Source organism: Microbacterium sufflavum, from assembly GCF_023091155.1.
Lineage (GTDB): Bacteria > Actinomycetota > Actinomycetes > Actinomycetales > Microbacteriaceae > Microbacterium > Microbacterium sufflavum.
The window spans coordinates 994,259-1,012,268 of record NZ_JAHWXK010000001.1 but is presented as its reverse complement, the minus strand read 5'-3'; the positions used below and the strand labels follow the sequence as shown (position 1 = coordinate 1,012,268).

The window sequence follows — 18,010 nt, the reverse complement described above, 5'->3', positions numbered from 1 at the left end:
GCATGACCGAGATCCGTCCGTTCCGCGTGCACGTGTCCGACGAGGTGCTCGACGATCTGCGCGCCCGCCTTCGACGCGCGCGGCTGCTCGACGACTCGCCCCGGCGCATGCGCTCCGGCATGAACGCGGCCTGGCTGCGCGAGCTCGTGCAGTCCTGGGCGGAGTGGGACTGGCGGGCGCGGGAGGAGTGGCTCAACGGCTTCCCGCAGTTCCTCGCCGAGGTCGACGGCACCGACATCCACTTCGCGCACCTGCGCTCCGAGCGGCCCGACGCCCCGGCGCTGCTCCTCATGCACGGCTGGCCGCACACGTTCGCGCTGCAGCTCGACGCCGCGGCGGTCCTCGACGACGTCCACGTGGTGGTCGCCAGCCTGCCCGGTTTCGCGTTCTCGCAGCCCTACGCCGACGGTCCGGCCGACGAGCGGCGCTTCGCCGCCACGATGCACCGGCTGATGACCGAGGTGCTGGGCTACGACTCCTACGTCACCTACGGCGAAGACGTCTCGGCGAACGTGAGCGATCTGATCGCCGCGTCATACCCCGAGCAGGTGGCGGGCATCGTCGCGACCCATGCGCACTTCGGCACGCCGGAGGAGCGGGCGGCCAGCGACGACCCGGAGGTGCAGGCGTTCTTCGCCCGGCTCGACGCCGAGCACGGACCGAACGGGTCGTACGGGCACGTGCAGTGGGCGCGGCCCGACACGCTGGCCGCGGCGCTCAACGACTCCCCGGCGGGGCTGCTCGCGTGGATCGCCGAGAAGCTGTCGGAGTGGGCCGACACCGACGGCGACGACCCGGCGGCCGTGGAGGCCGTGATCTCGCGCGACCGCATCCTCACCGAGGCGATGATCTACTGGGTCACGCAGAGCATCGCGAGCTCCTTCCGGCCGTACTACGAGGGCGCCGACACTCCCGCTCCGATGCCGCCGGTCACGGTACCCGCCGCGGTGTTCATCCAGCGCCACGAGCACGACTACCCCGAGGGGCTCGCCCGCGGCTACTACCGCGACCTGCGCGTGTTCGAGCGGCTCGAGCACGGCGGGCACTTCACGATCGCCGAGGTACCGGGGGCGATGGCCGAGCGGTTCCGCGCCTTCCTCGCCGCGCTCCCCTGAGGCTGCAACCTCCTGCAACGTTGCGCACGGGGCTGCAACGGGGAGCCGCCTACCGTCGGAGACAGCCGCTGAGCATCGAGGCCGCGGCCCACCCGTCGAAGGAGACCCCATGACCATCGTCGAAGAAGACGTGTCCCTCGCCTACGCCGCTCCGGGGCAGCCCGGTGCCGTGGCCACCTATCGCCCCCGCTACGGGCACTACATCGGCGGCGAGTTCGTCGAGCCCGTGAAGGGCCAGTACTTCGAGAACATCAGCCCGGTCAACGGCAAGCCCTTCACCGAGGTGGGCCGCGGCACGAGCGAAGACGTCGACCGCGCGGTCGACGTGGCGTGGAGGGCATTCGCCACCTGGGGCAAGACCAGCCCCGCCGAGCGTTCGGTGCTGCTGAACCGCATCGCCGACCGGATGGAGCAGCACCTGGAGGCCATCGCGGTCGCCGAGACCTGGGAGAACGGCAAGCCCGTGCGGGAGACCCTCGCCGCCGACATCCCCCTCGCGATCGACCATTTCCGTTACTTCGCCGGGGTCCTGCGGGCGCAGGAGGGCGGCATCAGCCAGCTCGACGAGAACACCGTCGCGTACCACTTCCACGAGCCGCTGGGCGTGGTCGGACAGATCATCCCGTGGAACTTCCCGATCCTGATGGCCGTGTGGAAGCTGGCGCCGGCGCTCGCCGCGGGCAACTGCATCGTCATCAAGCCGGCCGAGCAGACCCCCGCCTCGATCCTGTTCCTGTTCGACCTGATCGGCGACCTCATCCCGGCCGGCGTCGTGAACATCGTGAACGGGTTCGGCATCGAGGCCGGGGCGCCGCTCGCGCAGCACAAGCGCATCCGCAAGGTGGCGTTCACGGGCGAGACCACGACCGGGCGGCTGATCATGCAGTACGCGTCGCAGAACCTCATCCCGGTGACGCTGGAACTGGGAGGCAAGAGCCCGAACGTGTTCTTCGAAGACGTCGCGCGCTCCACGACCGACCCGTTCTACGACAAGGCGCTCGAGGGCTTCACGATGTTCGCGCTGAACCAGGGCGAGGTGTGCACGTGCCCGTCGCGGGCGCTCATCCAGCGCTCGATCTACGACGGCTTCCTCGCCGACGGGCTGGAGCGGGTGAAGAAGGTCGTGCAGGGCAACCCGCTCGACCCGGCGACGATGATCGGCGCGCAGGCGTCGAACGACCAGCTGGAGAAGATCCTCAGCTACATCGACATCGGGAAGCAGGGCGGGGCGCGACTGCTCGCGGGCGGTGAGCGGGCCGACCTCGGCGGCGACCTGAGCGACGGGTTCTACGTGCAGCCGACCGTGTTCGAGGGCACGAACGACATGCGCATCTTCCAGGAGGAGATCTTCGGCCCTGTGCTGTCGGTCACCTCGTTCGACGACTTCGCCGACGCGATCTCGATCGCCAACGACACCCTGTACGGTCTCGGCGCGGGGGTGTGGAGCCGCAGCGGCGACACGGCCTACCGCGCCGGCCGGGCGATCGAGGCCGGCCGGGTGTGGACGAACACGTACCACCAGTACCCGGCGCACGCCGCGTTCGGCGGGTACAAGCAGTCTGGCGTCGGCCGGGAGAACCACAAGATGATGCTCGACCACTACCAGCAGACGAAGAACCTCCTGGTGTCGTACGCCGAGGGCCCGATGGGCTTCTTCTGATCCGCCTCCCGGGCGGGCGCGGCAGCGTCCGCCCGGGATACTCCGGTCGTCGAGCGAGCGACGCGCGAGCGGCGGGGTCTCGCTCGACGACCGGGCACCACGGAAGGACGAGCACATGACGGCGAGCACCCCCGAGCGGGTCGCGGTGACGGAGCCCGCGGCCGCACTCGTGCGTGAACTGACCGCGCAGCACGGTCCGCTCATGTTCCACCAGTCGGGCGGCTGCTGCGACGGCTCCGCGCCCATGTGCTACCCCGTGGGGATGTTCCTCACCGGTCCGGGCGATGTGCTGCTCGGACGGCTCGACGTGGGGCTGACCGAGCCCGTGGAGGTGTTCATGTCGGCGTCGCAGTTCGAGTACTGGAAGTACACGCACCTCACGATCGACGTGGTCCCCGGTCGCGGCGCCGGCTTCAGCGTGGAGGGCCCGACGGGTCTGCGGTTCCTCATCCGCTCGCGCATGCTCGACCCCGCCGAGCTCCTGTCTCTCGGGCTCGCCTGACCGTACGGTGATCTGCCGTACACTGGGGTGATGAGTACTCCCCTGAAGAACGCCCGCCTGGAGTTCCGCGTCACCTCGGAGCAAAAAGCGGCGATCGAGGAGGCGGCTGCCATCGAGGGTCGTACGGTGACCGACTTCTCCGCTGCGGCCCTCGTGGAGCGGGCGGAAGAGGTGATCCAGCGCGACCGCAGGATGCTCGTCGACATGGTGCGCTTCGACGCATTCATCGAGGTGATGGACCGCCCGGCGCGGTCCATCGACGGGCTGCGCACGCTCCTGGACCGGGAATCTGTGTTCGTTGACTGAGTTCCTCACGCCGCGGCCGCTCGCCGTGGGCGACGCGCTCGCCGACTTCCGGTGCGGGGTGGAGAGCCTCGATATCTGGCTCCGCGGGCGCGCGCGTCGCAACGAGAAGAGCGGCGCATCGCGCACCATGGTCTCGGTCACGCGCGAGGGCCGGGTGGCCGGGTATTACTGTCTGTCCGCGAGTTCGCTCGACCGTGCCGAGGGTCCCCGTCCGGTGTCGGCAGGGATGCCGTCGTCCGTGCCGGTCGTGCTCCTCGGTCGGCTCGCCGTCGATCAGGAGTTCTCGGGGCTCGGGCTCGGGGCCTCGCTGCTGCAGCACGCGACCCTCCGTGCGCTGGAGGCCGCGGCCACGATCGGCATCCACGCCGTCCTGGTGCACGCGATCAGCGACGAGGTCGTGCCCTTCTACGAGCGCTTCGGCTTCACGGGCTTTCCCGGAGAGCGCCGCACGCTGTACCTGCTGACGAAGGACGCCCGCGCGACGCTCACGCGGTGAGGCCGTCGAGCATCGCCCGGGAGGCGCGGGTGCGGGCGCGCAGCGCGTCGGCGAGGGCGGCGACCGCGGGGAGCCGCAGCGACTCGGGCCGGGCGACCATGTAGTACGGCAGCTTCTCGGCGAACACCGACGGCAGCAGTCGCACCAGGTCGTCGTGGCGGTCGGCGGCGAAGCACGGCAGCAGCCCGATGCCCGCGCCCGCCCTGGTCGCCTCCACGTGCACGAACACGTTCGTCGACGTGAGGCCGTCCTGCATCCCGGGCACGAGCCGGCGCGGGAGGTCGAGTGCGTCCACCTGCAGCATCGAGTCGACGAAGTACACCAGGCGATGCCGCTCCAGCTCCTCCCGCGTGGCCGGCGTGCCCGTGCGCGCGAGGTAGTCGCGCGAGGCGTACATGCCGAGCGTGTAGGTGCCGAGCTTCACCGCGTGGGCTCTGCGGGTCTGGGGTGCGCCGACCACCACCTCCAGGTCGAGCCCGGCGCGGTGCTCGGCCGCCCGCCGCGTCGCGGCGACGATCTCGACGGTCAGCCGCGGATGCTCGAGGCGCAGGTCGGCGATGGCGGGCGCCGCGATGTAGGCGCTGAAGCCGTCCGTGGCCGACATCCGCACGACGCCCGCGACCGGGTCGGGGGTGTCGTCGCCGCCGTCGTCGAGCTGCGATAGTGCGGCCTCGATGCGTCCTCCGGTCTCGGCGGCGGTGCGCCCGAGGTCGGTGAGCTCCCATCCGGATGCGGACTGAGCCACGACCCGTCCGCCGAGGGCGTCTTCCAGGGCGGCGATGCGCCGGGCGACCGTGGTGTGGTCGAGGCCGAGGTGCGTCGCGGCGCTCGTGTAGCGACCGGTGCGGGCGACCGCGAGCAGCACGAGCAGGTCGTCAGCCCGGGGTCGCCTCGTCGCCTCCATTCTGCAATTATGCACAGGGGCTGCGCGTGACTGGGCATTGCTGCAGCCTCAGCGCCCGCCGACACTGGTCGGGAGGTGTCACCGTCGACACCCGAAGGAGAGACATGGCATCCCCCACTGCTGCATCCCCGACCGCCGCACCCCCGTCGAAGCTCAAGCGCGTCGTCGCGGCCTCCATGGCCGGCACCGTCGTCGAGTGGTACGAGTTCTTCCTCTACGCCACCGCCGCGAGCCTGGTGTTCGGCACCTACTTCTTCCCCGCGACCGGATCCCCGCTGGACGGCATCATCGCCGCCTTCGTCACCTACGCGGTCGGCTTCATCGCGCGCCCGCTCGGCGGCATCGTGTTCGGGCAGATCGGCGACCGCTTCGGCCGCAAGCCCACCCTGCAGGCCACGATCATCATCGTCGGCGCCGCGACGTTCCTGATGGGCTGCCTGCCCGGGTTCCAGAGCATCGGCTACTGGGCCCCCGCGATGCTCGTGGCCCTGCGGTTCATCCAGGGCTTCGCGGTCGGCGGCGAGTGGGGCGGCGCGGTACTGCTGGTCGCGGAGCAGAGCCCCGACCGCTCGCGCGCGTTCTGGTCGAGCTGGCCGCAGGCCGCCGTCCCGGTGGGCAACCTGCTCGCCACGCTCGTGCTGCTCGTGAGCTCGTGGGTCATGAGCTCCGCCGCGTTCCTCGAGTGGGGCTGGCGCATCGCGTTCTGGCTGTCCGCCGTGATCGTCCTCGTCGGCTACTACATCCGCCGTCACGTGGAGGAGGCGCCGATCTTCCTGGAGGCGAAGGCCCAGGTCGAGACCGAGAAGGCCACCTCCTACGGCGTCGTCGAGGTGCTGCGCCGCTACCCGGTCGGCATCGTGCAGGCCATGGGCCTCCGGTTCGCGGAGAACATCGTCTACTACATCGTCGTCAGCTTCACGATCGTGTACCTCAAGACCGTGCACGAGTACGACACCAGCCAGCTGCTGCTGGCGCTGCTGATCGCACACGTGGTGCACTTCGCGGTCATCCCGCAGCTCGGCCGGCTCGCCGACCGCTGGGGCCGCAAGCCCGTGTACCTGACCGGCGCGATCCTCAGCGCGACGTGGGCGTTCTTCGCCTTCCCGCTGTTCGACACCCTCAACCCGGTGCTGATCGTGCTGGCGGTGACGATCGGGCTCTGCTTCCACGCGTTCATGTACGCACCGCAGCCGGCCGTGATGGCGGAGCTGTTCCCGACGCGCATGCGCTACTCGGGCGTCTCGCTGGGCTCGCAGGTGACGGCCATCCTCGCCGGCTCGCTCGCCCCGATCCTAGCGATCCAGTGGCTGCGCGACTTCGGCTCCTGGCTGCCGATCGCGATCTACATCGTGATCGCCTGCGTGGTCACGGCCATCGCCGTGCTGTCGCTGCGCGAGACCACCGGAATCTCCCTGCAGGCGATCGACGACGAGGACGCGGCGCGCACCGCGGCACGGCTGGACGCGGAGAAGGCCACCGCATGACGGATCTGCGCGGACGCCGGGCCCTCGTGACGGGCGGAGCGAGCGGGATCGGCGCCGCGTGCGTGCGCGCGTTCGCCGCCGCGGGGGCCCGGGTGACCGTCGCCGACATCGACGGCGACGCGGCGCGGGCCCTCGCGGCGGAGGTGGGCGGGGAGGCGTGGCAGGTGGACCTGTCCGACGTCGCCGCGCTCGCCGACGCGCGGATCGACACCGACATCCTCGTGAACAACGCGGGTGTGCAGCACGTCAGCCCCATCGAGGAGTTCGATCCGGAGCGGTTCTCGTTCCTCCTGCGGCTGATGCTGGAGGCGCCGTTCCTGCTGATCCGGGCCGCCCTCCCCGGCATGTACGAGCGCGGGTTCGGGCGGGTGCTGAACGTGTCGAGCGTGCACGGCCTGCGGGCCTCGCCGTTCAAGGCGGCGTATGTCGCGGCCAAGCACGGGCTGGAGGGCCTGTCGAAGGTCACGGCGCTGGAGGGCGCGGCCCACGGGGTGACGAGCAACTGCCTGAATCCGGGCTACGTGCGCACGCCGTTGGTGGAGAAGCAGATCGCGGACCAGGCGCGACTGCACGGCATCGCGGAGGACGAGGTGCTGGAATCGGTGCTGCTCACCGAGTCCGCGATCAAGCGGCTGGTGGAACCGGAGGAGGTCGCGGCGCTCGCGCTGTGGCTCGCGGGCGACGCGGCGGGCATGATCACCGGAGCGAGCCACACGATGGATGGCGGCTGGTCGGCGCGCTGACGGGCAGGCGCGTCAGGGTCGTGTGACCTCGGCGAGCACCGTCGTGCGCAGCCAGTCGGCGTAGCGGGCGGGCGTCCACCCGGACTGCGCGACCAGCTGCTGGTAGCTCTCGGGCGACAGCAGGAACGACAGGGCATCGGCGGTCGCGTCGGTGTCGGTGGCCGCGGGGGCGATGCCGCGCCGCACCAGCTCCGCCACGAACCCGCGGTAGTCCGCCGCCCGGTTCTCCAGGATGCGGCGGAGCGCTTCGTCGACGACGGGGTCGGACAGCGCGGCCCCGAGCAGGACGGTCCACAGGCCGTGCCCGCGCTGGTTGGCCGTGGTGATCTGGGTGAGCACGCCGTCGAGGAACGCGTCGTCGGGCAGGTCGAGCAGTCCGGAGGCGACCTCCGTCTCCACGAGTGACTCCGCGGCCTCCGACCCGGAGAACGTCACCTCGAACGCGGCGATCAGCAGCTCGGCCTTCGCCGCGGTGGTCTTCACGGTCTCGGCCGACACCCCGGCCTCGCGGGCGATGGCCGCGATCGTGGTCGCCTGGTAGCCCTGCGACGCGAAGAGGCGGGCGGCCGCGGCGACGATGCGCGCGCGCGTCTCCTGGGCCTGGCGGGTGCGCAGGGCGGACGTGTAGGCACGCGGGGCGGCTTCAGCCATTGACTTTCCTCAGGGGGTGATGAATACTTCCACGGTACAGTCAATCCTAACCGAAGGCACGCCATGTCCAGCTACCTCCTCACCTGCACTCCCGCTCACGGTCACGTGCTGTCCCTCCTGCAGGTCGCCCGGCACCTGGTCGACGCCGGGCACGAGGTCGGATTCCTCACCAGCGCCCGCTACGCCGACCGCGTGCTGGCCAGCGGCGCCCGCTTCCTTCCGCTGCCGCCCGAGGCCGACGTCGACCTCGACGACGCCGACGGCGCGTTCCCCGAGCGTGCGGGTCTCACCGGCCCCGCAGCACTCCGGTTCGACATGAGCACGCTGTTCGTGCGGCCCGGTGCCGCCCAGCTCGCGGCCGTGCGCGCCGAGCTCGCCTCCCGTCGCATCGACGCCGTCCTCACCGAGCCGCTCTTCGTCGGGGGTGCGCTGCTGCAGCTCCTGCCCGCGGCCGAGCGGCCGCCCGTGATCGCGCTCGGGATCTTCCCCCTCGGAGCCCGCAGCGTCGACACCGCGCCGTTCGGGCTGGGCGTCACCCCGATGCGCGGGCCGCTGGGGCGCCTGCGCAACGCGGCCCTGCGGCTCGTCGCCGAGCGCGCGATCTTCGGCGGGGTGCAGCGTGAGGCCGACGACATGGCGCGGCAGACCGTCGGCCGCGACCTCGGCGGCTTCGTGCTGGACTGGGCGGGACGCACCGACGCCTACGTGCAGTTCACGGTGCCCGAGTTCGAGTATCCGCGCGGTGACCTGCCCGACACGGTGCACTTCGCCGGACCGCTGCCCACGACCGCGTCCGACGCCCCGCTGCCGGACTGGTGGGACGACCTCGACGGCGACCGCCCGGTCGTGCACGTCACCCAGGGCACCATCGCGAACTCCGACTTCACCCAGCTCGTGCTGCCCGCGGTGCACGGGCTCGCGCCGTCCGACCTGCTCGTGGTGGTGACGACGGGCGGGCGTCCGAGGAACAGCCTTCCCGCCGACCTGCCGGAGAACGTGCGGGTGGCGGAGTACCTGCCGTACGACCGGCTGCTGCCGAAGATCGACGTGCTGGTCACCAACGGCGGGTACGGCGGCGTGCAGCAGGCCCTCGCCCACGGGGTGCCGATCGTCGTCGCCGGCCAGACGGAGGACAAGGTGGAGGTCTCGGCGCGCGTGGGCTGGTCGGGCGCCGGCGTGAACCTCCGCACCAACACCCCGGCGTCCGCCCAGATCGCCGCGGCCGTGCACCGCGTGCTGGCGCAGCCGTCGTTCCGCGTGGCGGCGGAGCGCATCGGCACGTCGATGCGCTCGGCCGATGCGTGGTCGACCCTGGATGGGGTGCTCGACCGGGTGACGCGGTCGTGGCCGGCGCGGGAGACCGTCGCGGAGAGCTGAGCGAGCGGTCCATTCCGGCGCATGGACGCAACAGGACGCAACGTCGACCGGTATACCATCCTGGGCAGGCGCCTCCCGGTGTCAGTCCCCAGCTGACCTGGCGGGCGCGACGGCATCGCCGTCATGCGGAGGGAACGTCGGAATTCCTTTCGATCCCGAGGGGGGATGGGGTGGGAGTCGATCCCCAGACGACACCCACCCCCACTTCGCACGCGGTCAGTTCCAGCGCGTCAGCAACCAGAACGCCGCGAAGCCGATCACCACGATCAGGGGAAGCCACGTCCCGGTGCGCTTGAGGCGTCGTCCCTGCGGCGCGACGCCCGGCGGCGGAGTCAGCAGGCCGACCGGCGGAGCGAACGGCAGTGCGTGCCCGCCGGAGGATCCCGCCGTGACGGGCGGCGTCCCCTGCGCAGCCAGCCGATCGTCGCGCCATCGCGCCCACTGGTCGAACTTCGTCAGCAGCGCGCCGACCGCGCCGAACAGCCACGCCCACGTCGCCGGATCCAGCGTCGACGCCTTGCGCTGCGTGTACAGGAACAGCCAGTCGTCGACGATCTCCACGTCGAGCTGAGCGGCGTGGTCGATGAACCGCGCCATGATGTCGGGCGTGAAGAGGTAGAGCGCATCCTGCTCGTAGCCCTCGGGGCAGTACAGGGTGAAGTGCCGGTCGAAGTCGCCCTCGAGCGACAGCCGCTGCGCCCGCTGGAACGACGCCGGCAGGTTGGAGCCGAAGCCGTTGTTGCCCGTCGCGTCGAGCACGATGTTGGGCAGCGGCACGTCGAGCTTCACGGCCACGTAGCCCCAGCGGTAGGTCGTGGAGTTCTTCCCCGACTGCACCGTGTACTGGTAGTTGCCGAACTCCACGAACCGCGGGTGGCTGCCGCGCACCAGGTCCGTGGCGAGGCGCGACCGGCCCAGCTGGAAGATCATGCCGGGCAGCGGCGGGTCGTCCACGCGCGGCTCGTACGTCATGCCGTTGGCCTGGGCGAAGCGGTGCAGCCGGTAGCGGGTGGCCTGACCGTTGCGCACGGCCATCCAGATGAGCACGCCGACCGCGGCCGCGAGCAGCACGATCAGCACGAGCGGGATCGCGGCCGCGCTGGGGGATCCGGTGGATGCGGCCAGGCTCAGCACCACCGTGAACAGGATCGGCAGCATCACCAGCCCGGCGATCGACACCGCGACGATCGCGATGATGGAGGACACCGCCATGCCCGATGTGCGCCGCGACCGCAGCTCGGCGGCGAAGGCGCGAACGGCGGCCGGGTCGACCGGTTCCGTGAGGGGACGGGCGTCGAAGCTCGGCGCCGGAGCGGGCGCCGTCACCGGTTCACCTCGTCGGCGTCCCACGTGAGGTCGGCGCCCTCGCGCAGGGCCAGCGCCTCCAGCCGCTCGTCCGTGCAGATCGCGCGGACGAGCTCGGGCGAGCCCGCGACGATCGTCGAGTCGAAGTCGATCTCCGAGACCAGGACCCAGGCGCGGTCGTCGGGCCACAGCAGGCTCGGACTCTGCGCCGACGGCGGGAACCCGTGCTCCTCGGCGGCGAGGTCGCGCCACGGCGCCCGCAGGACCCAGTCCGGATCGGCGAACTCCGATGCTCCGGCGGTGAACGGCACGTGGTCGCGCTGGGGGAGCCGCAACCGGGGCCCCTCCGAGATCTCGCGTGACAGGATGCCCTCCTGCCAGGTGGGCTTGCGGAAGCCGTTGTTGAACGGATCGTGGGTGCTGCGCTCCAGCATCGCCCGGTGGTGGGGGTCGTCGTCGAACCCGAGGAACGCGCGCGACGGCGTCTGTCCGAAGAAGCCGACCAGCCCGCCCCATCCCTCCCACAGCGCCGCGACCCCCGCGTCGGGTGTCGCGGTGTGCGCGGCGAGGTGGCCCGCCAGCACGGACAGCAGGTCGGGGTCGAGCTCCCCCTCCGCAGGGGCGTTGTACTCGCGCCCGTCCGGGCCGATCCGGGTGCGCCAGTCGCCGTCGACCGGGGTGCGCACGATCCGCTGCCACTGTGCGAGTGCGTGCATCGTGGTGCCGAAGACCGCGGCGGTGTCGGCCCAGGTCACGCGCTCGCCGGAGAACTGCGCGTCGAGCCGGCGGCGCTCGGGTTCCGGCAGGCGCTCCCACTCCTCGGGGGTGGGGTACGGGCGGTCGGGCAGGGAGCGCACGACCCCCGGATGGAACACGCGCGCGTAGGCGGGGAACCCGCGCGGCACCACGCCGTGCATGCTCGCGGTCACGTCGTCGTCGAGGCGGTCGCGCAGCCAGGCGCCGGGGCTCGGGTCGGCCATCCACTCCATGCGACCCACGGTACCGGCCGGGCCCGGGCGCCCGGCCTCCCGCGCGGCGGCGTCTGCGGCATCCTCCATAATCGAGGGGTGACTGCGACTGCGACCCTTCCCTCCCTCGACGGCCGACGCTTCCGCATGGTGTCGTCCACCACCTCCGCCGTCGACCCCGACGCCCCCAGCATCTTCGAGTACTTCGAGCGCGACGGCGCCATCTGGGGCGGGTACGAGGGCGACACGGTCACGTTCGGCAAGTTCATCGGAACCCGCACGGCCGACACCATCTGGGTGTCGTTCGTGCACGTCCTCAAGACCGACGGCACCGTCGTCACCGGCGACGGCGAGAGCGAGCTCGAGCTCACCGACGACGGCCGCATCCGCCTCGTCGAGCACTACGAGATGCACGGCCTGCCGCAGCTGAGCGTGGTCGAGGAGATCCCCGCCGCCTGACCCCCGGTCAGCGGGGCGGGAGGGTGTCGCGGCCGGGGGAGGCGGGTGTCCAGCGGGTCATGCCGAGCGGCACCTCGGTGTCGCGCTCCGGGAGGTCGGCGGGCAGCAGGTAGGGGCGGCGGACCACCTCGTCGAGCACCACGACGCTGACCACGGTGCGCACCTCGGGCAGCTGCGCGATCACCCCGGTGGAGAACTCGTGCACCCCGCTGACGTCGACCGCGCGGATCAGCAGCATCGCGTCGTGCTCGCCCGTGGTGATGGCGCACCACTCCACGTCGGGCATCTCGATGATGCGCTCCCGGAACGAGGCCCAGGCCTGCGGCATGACCGTGACGAACACGAGCGCGCCGATCGACAGTCCGGCCTTGGCGTGATCGACGCGGGCGCTGAAGCCGGTGATGACGCCGTCGTGCACCAGGGACTCGACCCGGGTGTAGGCGCTGGCGCGGGAGATGCCGACCTTCTCGGCCAGTGCGGCGATCGAGACGCGACCGTTATCACGCAGCACATCGAGGATTCTGTACGCCGTCTCATCCAGTGGGGCGGCACTTCGTCCAGAAAGCTTCGACGGATCCGCATCCTTGCTGGACATATTGCTCCTGACATCCGAGGTTCTGGACAAAGCGTGCCGATGTGACCCGCACTTGCTGGACACATCGTCGCATATGATGCGAATCTGATCACCGGTCGTCCACATCGGACATCACCGGAACCCGAATGTACTCCTCGCCCTTGGAGGCCCTCATGTCGTCACGCCGTTTCACGCCGGTCATCGCGCTCGGAGCCGTCGCGCTCCTGGCGCTCGCGGGTTGCTCGGGAGGGAACTCGGCGAACAACTCCGACGCGTCCCAGGGCTCCGACTCGCTCGTCATCGACACCGCGTTCTCGATCGAGACCGCCGACCCTGGTCACACCTACGACCCGACCGGCAACATGATCGCGAAGGCCCTGTACGAGACCCTCGTCGACTTCGAGGGCTCCGACGTCTCCACGCCGGTCCCCGGTCTCGCCTCGTGGGAGCAGAACGACGCCGCGACCGAGTTCACCTTCACCCTCGAGGGCGACCGCGTGTTCTCCGACGGCTCGCCCGTCGAGGCGAAGGACGTCGTGTTCTCGCTGCAGCGCATCCAGGGCATGGAAGACGCCAAGCCCAACTTCCTGCTCGGCGGCCTCACCATCACCGAGGTCGACGACAAGACCATCCGGTTCACGTCCGAGACCCCGCTGCTGCAGCTCCCGGCCATCCTCGCGAACCCGGCCCTCGGCATCGTGAACTCCGACGTGGTGATCGAGAACGGCGGCGCGATCGACGGCACCGACTCGGCGCAGGAGTTCCTCGACGGCGAGTCCGCGGGCTCCGGGCCGTTCGTGCTCGACACGCTCGACCTCAGCTCGCAGGTGGTCCTGAAGAGCAACGACGAGTACAACGGCGACGAGAAGTCGGCCTACAGCCGCGTGGTCGTGCGCAACGTGTCGGAGAGCGCCACGCAGCTCGCCAACCTCAAGGGCGGCGACTCGATGGTCGCGATGGACCTCAACGGCGACCAGGTCGCGGGCCTCGGCGACGACATCACGGTCGACTCGGTCCCGTCGGGCCAGACCATCTTCCTGCTGCTGAACCAGTCGCCCGCCGTGGCCGGCGAGCTGGCCAACGTGAAGATCGCCGAGGCGATCCGCTACGCGCTCGACTACGACGCGCTGCTCGAGCTCGCCGGTGCGGGCGCCGTGCAGGCGACGGGCGTGATCCCGCCCGGATTCGAGGGTGCACTCGACGGCGGCGTGGAGCAGGACCTTGACAAGGCGAAGGCCGCGCTCGCCGAGGCCGGCTACACCGGACAGACGCTGAAGCTGCAGTTCCCGAACGACTACCCGGTCGGCGGCGTGGAGTTCACCCCGCTCGCGGAGCGCGTGCAGGCGCAGCTCGAAGACGCCGGCATCACGGTCGAGCTCGCCCCGGCCCCGTTCGCGACCGAGCTCGACGCGTACGTCAACGGCACCGAGGGCTTCGGCCTGTGGTTCTGGGGTCCGGACTACGCCGACTCGGCGAACTTCCTCCCCTTCGCTCCCGGTCTGAAGGTCGGCCTGCGCGCCGGCTGGGCGGCCGAGGCCAACCCGGAGATCGCGGGCATCGCGGCGGGTGCCGCGAGCGCCACCGACCCCGCGCAGCGCGAGGCCGCGTTCACCGAGTTCGCCGAGGCGATGCAGGAGCAGGGTCCGTTCGTGCCGCTCATCGTCCCCGGCCGCAACATCTCCTCCGCGAGCGACGTGACCGGTGCCGTGTACAACTCCGTGTGGGAGATGGACATCGCCGAGATCGCCCCGGCCGGCTGAACGGACCTTCCATGACGACAGTGGCCGTGCAGAGGCAGGCGCAGCGGCGCCGTTCGCCTCTCGTCGGATACCTGCTGCGGCGGGCCGGGACCTCCCTGCTCCTGTTGGTGGGCGTGACGATCGTCACGTTCGCGCTCACCAACCTGGTGCCGGGAGACCCGGTCTCGGCCGCCCTCGGTGAGGGCGCGTCGCAGAACCCGGCGACTCGCGAGGCGTTCATCAAGGCGAACGGACTCGACCAGCCACTGTTCGTGCAGTACTTCATCTATATGGGGAACCTGCTCCGCGGGGACCTCGGCACGTCGCTGGTGACCGGACGCCCGGTCACCAGCGACCTCGCCACCGCGGTGCCCGCGACGATCGAGATCGCGATCGGGGCGATCATCGTCAGCCTCGCGGTCAGCATCGTGCTCGGCACGCTCGCCGCCTACCGCCGGGGCCTCGTCACCGACCAGGTCATCCGCGTGGTCACCCTCGTCGGCCTCAGCGTCCCCACCTTCTGGCTCGCGCTGGTCAGCTTCTACGTCTTCTTCCTGGAGCTGCGCATCGCGCCGGGCTCGGGGCGCATCTCGCCGTCGATCACCCCGCCGCCGCGCGTGACCGGGCTCTACACGGTCGACTACCTGCTCAACGGCGACGGCGTCGGCTTCTTCGATGCGCTCGCCCACCTCGCTCTTCCCGTCATGGTGCTCTCGCTCGTGACCATCGGCCTGCTCACCCGGTTCATCCGCACGTCGGTGCTGGAGGTGCTGGGCAGCGACTACGTGCGGGCCGCCCGCGCCAAGGGCCTCCCGGCCATGCGCGTCATCCTCGACTACGTGCTCCGTGGAGCCTCGCTGCCGATCCTCACCGTGGTGGGCGTCGCATTCGGGGCCCTGCTGTCGGGCACCGTGCTCGTGGAGTCGGTGTTCGCGTGGCCGGGCCTGGGCACGTACGCCTACAACTCCGCCGCGAACCTCGACCTGCCCGGAATCATGGGCGTCGGCCTGGTCGTCGGCGTCATCTACCTCCTCATCAACTTCATCGTCGACCTGCTCTACGGCGTGCTCGACCCGAGAGTGAGGATCGCATGAGCCGCATCGACGCCGCCGCCGGCCCCTGGCGCTTCCGCTTCCGCTGGCCCCGCGCCTGGCGCACCCCGCTCGGCATCATCGGCACCGTGATCGCGGCGGCCTGGATCGTCATCGCCTTCACGGCGCAGTGGTGGGTGCCGTACCCGCCGAACGCGCAGGTGCTGCCGCGACTGCAGGAGCCGGGCATCGACACGATCCTCGGCACCGACGGCAACGGCCGCGACATCTTCTCGCGACTGATGACCGGAGCGACGGTGAGCCTGCCGCTCGCGCTCATGCTCGTGATCGCGGCGATGATCATCGGCACGCTGATCGGCGCCGTCGCGGGCTACTTCGGCCGCGCGGTCGATGAGACGCTGATGCGCATCACCGATCTCTTCATGGCGTTCCCGACCGTGATCCTCGCGATGGTGGTCGCCGCGTCGCTCGGCCCGTCGCTGTTCAACGCGGTGATCGCGGCGATCGTGGTGTCGTGGCCGCAGTACGCCCGCGTCACCCGCAGCATCGTGCTCGGCCTGCGCGGACAGAACTACGTGATCGCCGGACGCCTGCTCGGCCACTCGCCGCTGCGGACGCTGTTCGTCGACATCCTCCCCAACATCGCCGGGCCCGTGCTCGTGCTCGCCACGCTCGACATCGGCGCCGCGATCCTGCTGCTCTCCGGCCTCTCCTTCCTCGGCCTCGGCGCGCAGCCGCCCACCGCCGAGTGGGGGTCGATGATCTCGGGGGCCATGCAGAACTTCGACGCCTGGTGGCTCGGGGTGTTCCCCGGTCTCGCGATCCTCACGGTCGTGCTGGCGTTCAACTTCCTCGGCGATGCGATGCGCGACGTGCTCGACCCGACCGCCGAGGTCACGCACGAGAAGGAGGCCGACCACCAGGCCTCCGCGACGGGGGTGCCCGCATGACCGCCGCGCTGAGCATCCGCGATCTCACGGTCGACATCGGCCGTCCGCTCGTGAAGGGCGTGTCGCTCGAGCTCGAGGCCGGGCGCATCCACGGCCTCGCGGGCGAGTCGGGCTCCGGCAAGACCCTCACCTCGCTCGCGGTGCTCGGGCTGCTGCCGCGGCAGGCCCGCACGGGCGGCTCGATCACCCTCGCGGGGGAGGAGCTGCTCGGCCTGAAGCGCCGCGGCCTCAACCGCATCCGCGGGAAGCGCATCGCGATGGTGTTCCAGGACCCGTCGGCGTCGCTGCACCCGCAGCTCCCGGTCGGCCGCCAGCTCACCGACCACATGCGCGTGCACCTCGGCCTCACGGGCGCCGCGGCGCGCGAGCGGGCGGTGGAGCTGCTGCAGACCGTGCAGGTGCCGAACCCGGCGGAGGCGCTGAAGCGCTACCCGCACCAGTTCTCGGGCGGGCAGCGGCAGCGCATCGCGATCGCGTGCGCCCTGGCGTGCGACCCCGAGGTGCTGCTGGCGGACGAGCCCACCACGGCGCTCGACGTCACGGTGCAGGCCGGCATCCTGCAGCTGCTGCGCGACCTCGCCATCGAACGGAACCTCGCCGTGCTGCTCGTGACGCACGACCTCGGCGTGATGAGCGCGATCGCCGACACCGTCGCGGTCATGAAGGACGGCCGCATCGTGGAGCTCGCCGACCGCGAGACCCTGTTCCTGCACCCGCAGCACGAGTACACGCGGATGCTGCTCGCCGCCCTCCCCGGCTCGCGCATCGAGGCGCCCGCGGTCGACGCGACGGACCAGGTCGATGCGGTCGACCCGATCGAGGAGGATGCGCATGAGTGAGGTCAGCGTCCTCGACGCGCGCGACGTGGTCGTGCGCTACCCGGGCAATCCGCCGGTGATCGCCGTGAACGGGGTGTCGGTCCGCGTCGCCGCGGGGGAGACCGTCGCGCTGGTCGGCGAGTCGGGCAGCGGCAAGTCGAGCCTCGCCCGCGCCGTCGTCGGCATCGAGAAGACCGCCGCCGGCACGGTCGAGTTCCGCGGTGCCCCGGTCGCGCCGCTCGGCATCCGCCGCCGGTCGACCGCCCTGACCGGGATCCAGATGGTGTTCCAGGACCCGTCGACCTCGCTGAACCCTCGCCGACGCATCGGCGACCAGATCTCCGACGGCATCGCCACCGCCCGAGCGCGCGGTGCCGCCGGATCCACCGTGGAGGAGTGGCTCGAACGCGTCGGGCTGCCCGCGAACGTCCGCACCCGCTTCCCGCACCAGTTCTCGGGCGGGCAGAAGCAGCGCATCGCGATCGCCAGGGCCCTGGCCGCGCGGCCCTCGCTGCTCGTGGCGGACGAGCCCATCTCGGCGCTCGACGCGTCGACGCAGACGAGCGTGGCCGGACTGATGCGCGACCTGGTGGCCGAGTCCGGCGCCGGCATGCTCTTCATCTCGCACGACCTCGCCGTGGTGCGCCGCATCGCCGATCGCACCCTGGTCATGTTCGCGGGACGGGTGCTCGAGTCGGGCCCCACGGAGCAGCTGTGGTCCGCGCCGCAGCACCCCTACACGCAGGCCCTGCTCGCGGCCATCCCCGAGCCGGACGGCGCCGGCCGCATCCCCGACGCCCCCTCCACGGACGACCGCGGCGTGTGGGCCGAGGTCCCGCCCGTCGCCTACTGACGCGGGGCCGGACGGCGAAGGGCCGGGGCATATGCCCCGGCCCTTCGTGTCATC

General features: G+C 71.1%; 19 protein-coding genes. 14 read left to right on the top strand and 5 right to left on the bottom strand.

From position 1 onward, the window contains the following. Positions 1–2 precede the first annotated feature (2 nt). From KZC56_RS05085 to KZC56_RS05065, 5 genes are all read left to right on the top strand, one after another. The gene (locus KZC56_RS05085; RefSeq protein WP_247638021.1) at positions 3–1,115 is read left to right on the top strand and encodes an epoxide hydrolase family protein; all 1,113 of its coding nucleotides are present in this window, start codon (positions 3–5) and stop codon (positions 1,113–1,115) included. 109 nt (positions 1,116–1,224) lie between these two features. Further along, complete coding sequence (gene exaC / locus KZC56_RS05080; protein WP_136033837.1) at positions 1,225–2,775, top strand: acetaldehyde dehydrogenase ExaC; 1,551 nt, start codon at positions 1,225–1,227, stop codon at positions 2,773–2,775. A 115-nt stretch (positions 2,776–2,890) separates the two neighbouring features. Then, positions 2,891–3,277 carry a DUF779 domain-containing protein gene (locus tag KZC56_RS05075; RefSeq protein ID WP_206252180.1) on the top strand — a complete coding sequence of 129 codons (387 nt, stop codon included), beginning with the start codon at positions 2,891–2,893 and terminating at the stop codon, positions 3,275–3,277. A 30-nt stretch (positions 3,278–3,307) separates the two neighbouring features. Continuing rightward, positions 3,308–3,583 (top strand): type II toxin-antitoxin system TacA family antitoxin, encoded by a 276-nt coding sequence (locus tag KZC56_RS05070; RefSeq protein ID WP_136033841.1) that lies wholly within the window; start codon positions 3,308–3,310, stop codon positions 3,581–3,583. Further along, a complete protein-coding gene (locus tag KZC56_RS05065; RefSeq protein ID WP_247638020.1) occupies positions 3,576–4,079 on the top strand; it encodes a GNAT family N-acetyltransferase in 504 nt (167 codons plus the stop codon). Before KZC56_RS05070 ends, KZC56_RS05065 begins: the two co-directional genes overlap by 8 nt. On the opposite strand, the gene KZC56_RS05060 is transcribed toward KZC56_RS05065, so the two are convergent. Beyond that, positions 4,069–4,983 (bottom strand): LysR family transcriptional regulator, encoded by a 915-nt coding sequence (locus KZC56_RS05060; RefSeq protein WP_247638019.1) that lies wholly within the window; start codon positions 4,981–4,983, stop codon positions 4,069–4,071. The two genes, KZC56_RS05065 and KZC56_RS05060, sit on opposite strands and share 11 nt — an antisense overlap. 104 nt (positions 4,984–5,087) lie before the next feature. Here KZC56_RS05060 and KZC56_RS05055 point away from each other — a divergent pair, with 104 nt between their 5' ends. Continuing rightward, positions 5,088–6,467 (top strand): MFS transporter, encoded by a 1,380-nt coding sequence (locus tag KZC56_RS05055; RefSeq protein WP_136033847.1) that lies wholly within the window; start codon positions 5,088–5,090, stop codon positions 6,465–6,467. Then, positions 6,464–7,210: a 3-hydroxybutyrate dehydrogenase gene (locus tag KZC56_RS05050; protein WP_247638018.1), complete on the top strand. Its 747-nt coding sequence runs from the start codon at positions 6,464–6,466 to the stop codon at positions 7,208–7,210. Before KZC56_RS05055 ends, KZC56_RS05050 begins: the two co-directional genes overlap by 4 nt. Before the next feature lie 12 nt (positions 7,211–7,222). On the opposite strand, the gene KZC56_RS05045 is transcribed toward KZC56_RS05050, so the two are convergent. Next, positions 7,223–7,861 carry a TetR/AcrR family transcriptional regulator gene (locus KZC56_RS05045; protein WP_247638017.1) on the bottom strand — a complete coding sequence of 213 codons (639 nt, stop codon included), beginning with the start codon at positions 7,859–7,861 and terminating at the stop codon, positions 7,223–7,225. A gap of 63 nt (positions 7,862–7,924) precedes the next feature. Between KZC56_RS05045 and KZC56_RS05040 the strand changes: the two genes are divergently transcribed. Beyond that, positions 7,925–9,238: a glycosyltransferase gene (locus KZC56_RS05040; protein WP_247638016.1), complete on the top strand. Its 1,314-nt coding sequence runs from the start codon at positions 7,925–7,927 to the stop codon at positions 9,236–9,238. Between the two features lie 216 nt (positions 9,239–9,454). Here the strand turns inward: KZC56_RS05040 and KZC56_RS05035 are convergent, their stop codons facing one another. Next, positions 9,455–10,564 carry a DUF3137 domain-containing protein gene (locus KZC56_RS05035; RefSeq protein ID WP_247638015.1) on the bottom strand — a complete coding sequence of 370 codons (1,110 nt, stop codon included), beginning with the start codon at positions 10,562–10,564 and terminating at the stop codon, positions 9,455–9,457. Further along, positions 10,561–11,532, bottom strand: a complete 972-nt coding sequence (locus KZC56_RS05030) for a hypothetical protein (RefSeq protein ID WP_247638014.1) — start codon at positions 11,530–11,532, stop codon at positions 10,561–10,563. The genes KZC56_RS05035 and KZC56_RS05030 overlap by 4 nt, the downstream gene beginning before the upstream one ends. Before the next feature lie 78 nt (positions 11,533–11,610). Here KZC56_RS05030 and KZC56_RS05025 point away from each other — a divergent pair, with 78 nt between their 5' ends. Next, positions 11,611–11,970, top strand: a complete 360-nt coding sequence (locus KZC56_RS05025; RefSeq protein ID WP_240744643.1) for an avidin-fold protein — start codon at positions 11,611–11,613, stop codon at positions 11,968–11,970. 7 nt (positions 11,971–11,977) lie between these two features. On the opposite strand, the gene KZC56_RS05020 is transcribed toward KZC56_RS05025, so the two are convergent. Continuing rightward, the gene (locus tag KZC56_RS05020) at positions 11,978–12,565 is read right to left on the bottom strand and encodes an Lrp/AsnC family transcriptional regulator (protein WP_206252186.1); all 588 of its coding nucleotides are present in this window, start codon (positions 12,563–12,565) and stop codon (positions 11,978–11,980) included. A 152-nt stretch (positions 12,566–12,717) separates the two neighbouring features. Between KZC56_RS05020 and KZC56_RS05015 the strand changes: the two genes are divergently transcribed. From KZC56_RS05015 to KZC56_RS04995, 5 genes are read left to right on the top strand one after another with little or no spacing between them, the layout of a single operon-like run. After that, complete coding sequence (locus tag KZC56_RS05015; protein ID WP_136035825.1) at positions 12,718–14,304, top strand: ABC transporter substrate-binding protein; 1,587 nt, start codon at positions 12,718–12,720, stop codon at positions 14,302–14,304. An 11-nt stretch (positions 14,305–14,315) separates the two neighbouring features. Further along, positions 14,316–15,377 carry an ABC transporter permease gene (locus tag KZC56_RS05010; protein ID WP_136033861.1) on the top strand — a complete coding sequence of 354 codons (1,062 nt, stop codon included), beginning with the start codon at positions 14,316–14,318 and terminating at the stop codon, positions 15,375–15,377. Further along, positions 15,374–16,285 (top strand): ABC transporter permease, encoded by a 912-nt coding sequence (locus KZC56_RS05005; RefSeq protein ID WP_136033863.1) that lies wholly within the window; start codon positions 15,374–15,376, stop codon positions 16,283–16,285. Before KZC56_RS05010 ends, KZC56_RS05005 begins: the two co-directional genes overlap by 4 nt. Then, the gene (locus KZC56_RS05000) at positions 16,282–17,124 is read left to right on the top strand and encodes an ABC transporter ATP-binding protein (protein ID WP_206252188.1); all 843 of its coding nucleotides are present in this window, start codon (positions 16,282–16,284) and stop codon (positions 17,122–17,124) included. Before KZC56_RS05005 ends, KZC56_RS05000 begins: the two co-directional genes overlap by 4 nt. Beyond that, positions 17,117–17,956: an ABC transporter ATP-binding protein gene (locus KZC56_RS04995; protein ID WP_247638013.1), complete on the top strand. Its 840-nt coding sequence runs from the start codon at positions 17,117–17,119 to the stop codon at positions 17,954–17,956. The genes KZC56_RS05000 and KZC56_RS04995 overlap by 8 nt, the downstream gene beginning before the upstream one ends. Positions 17,957–18,010: the final 54 nt, after the last annotated feature.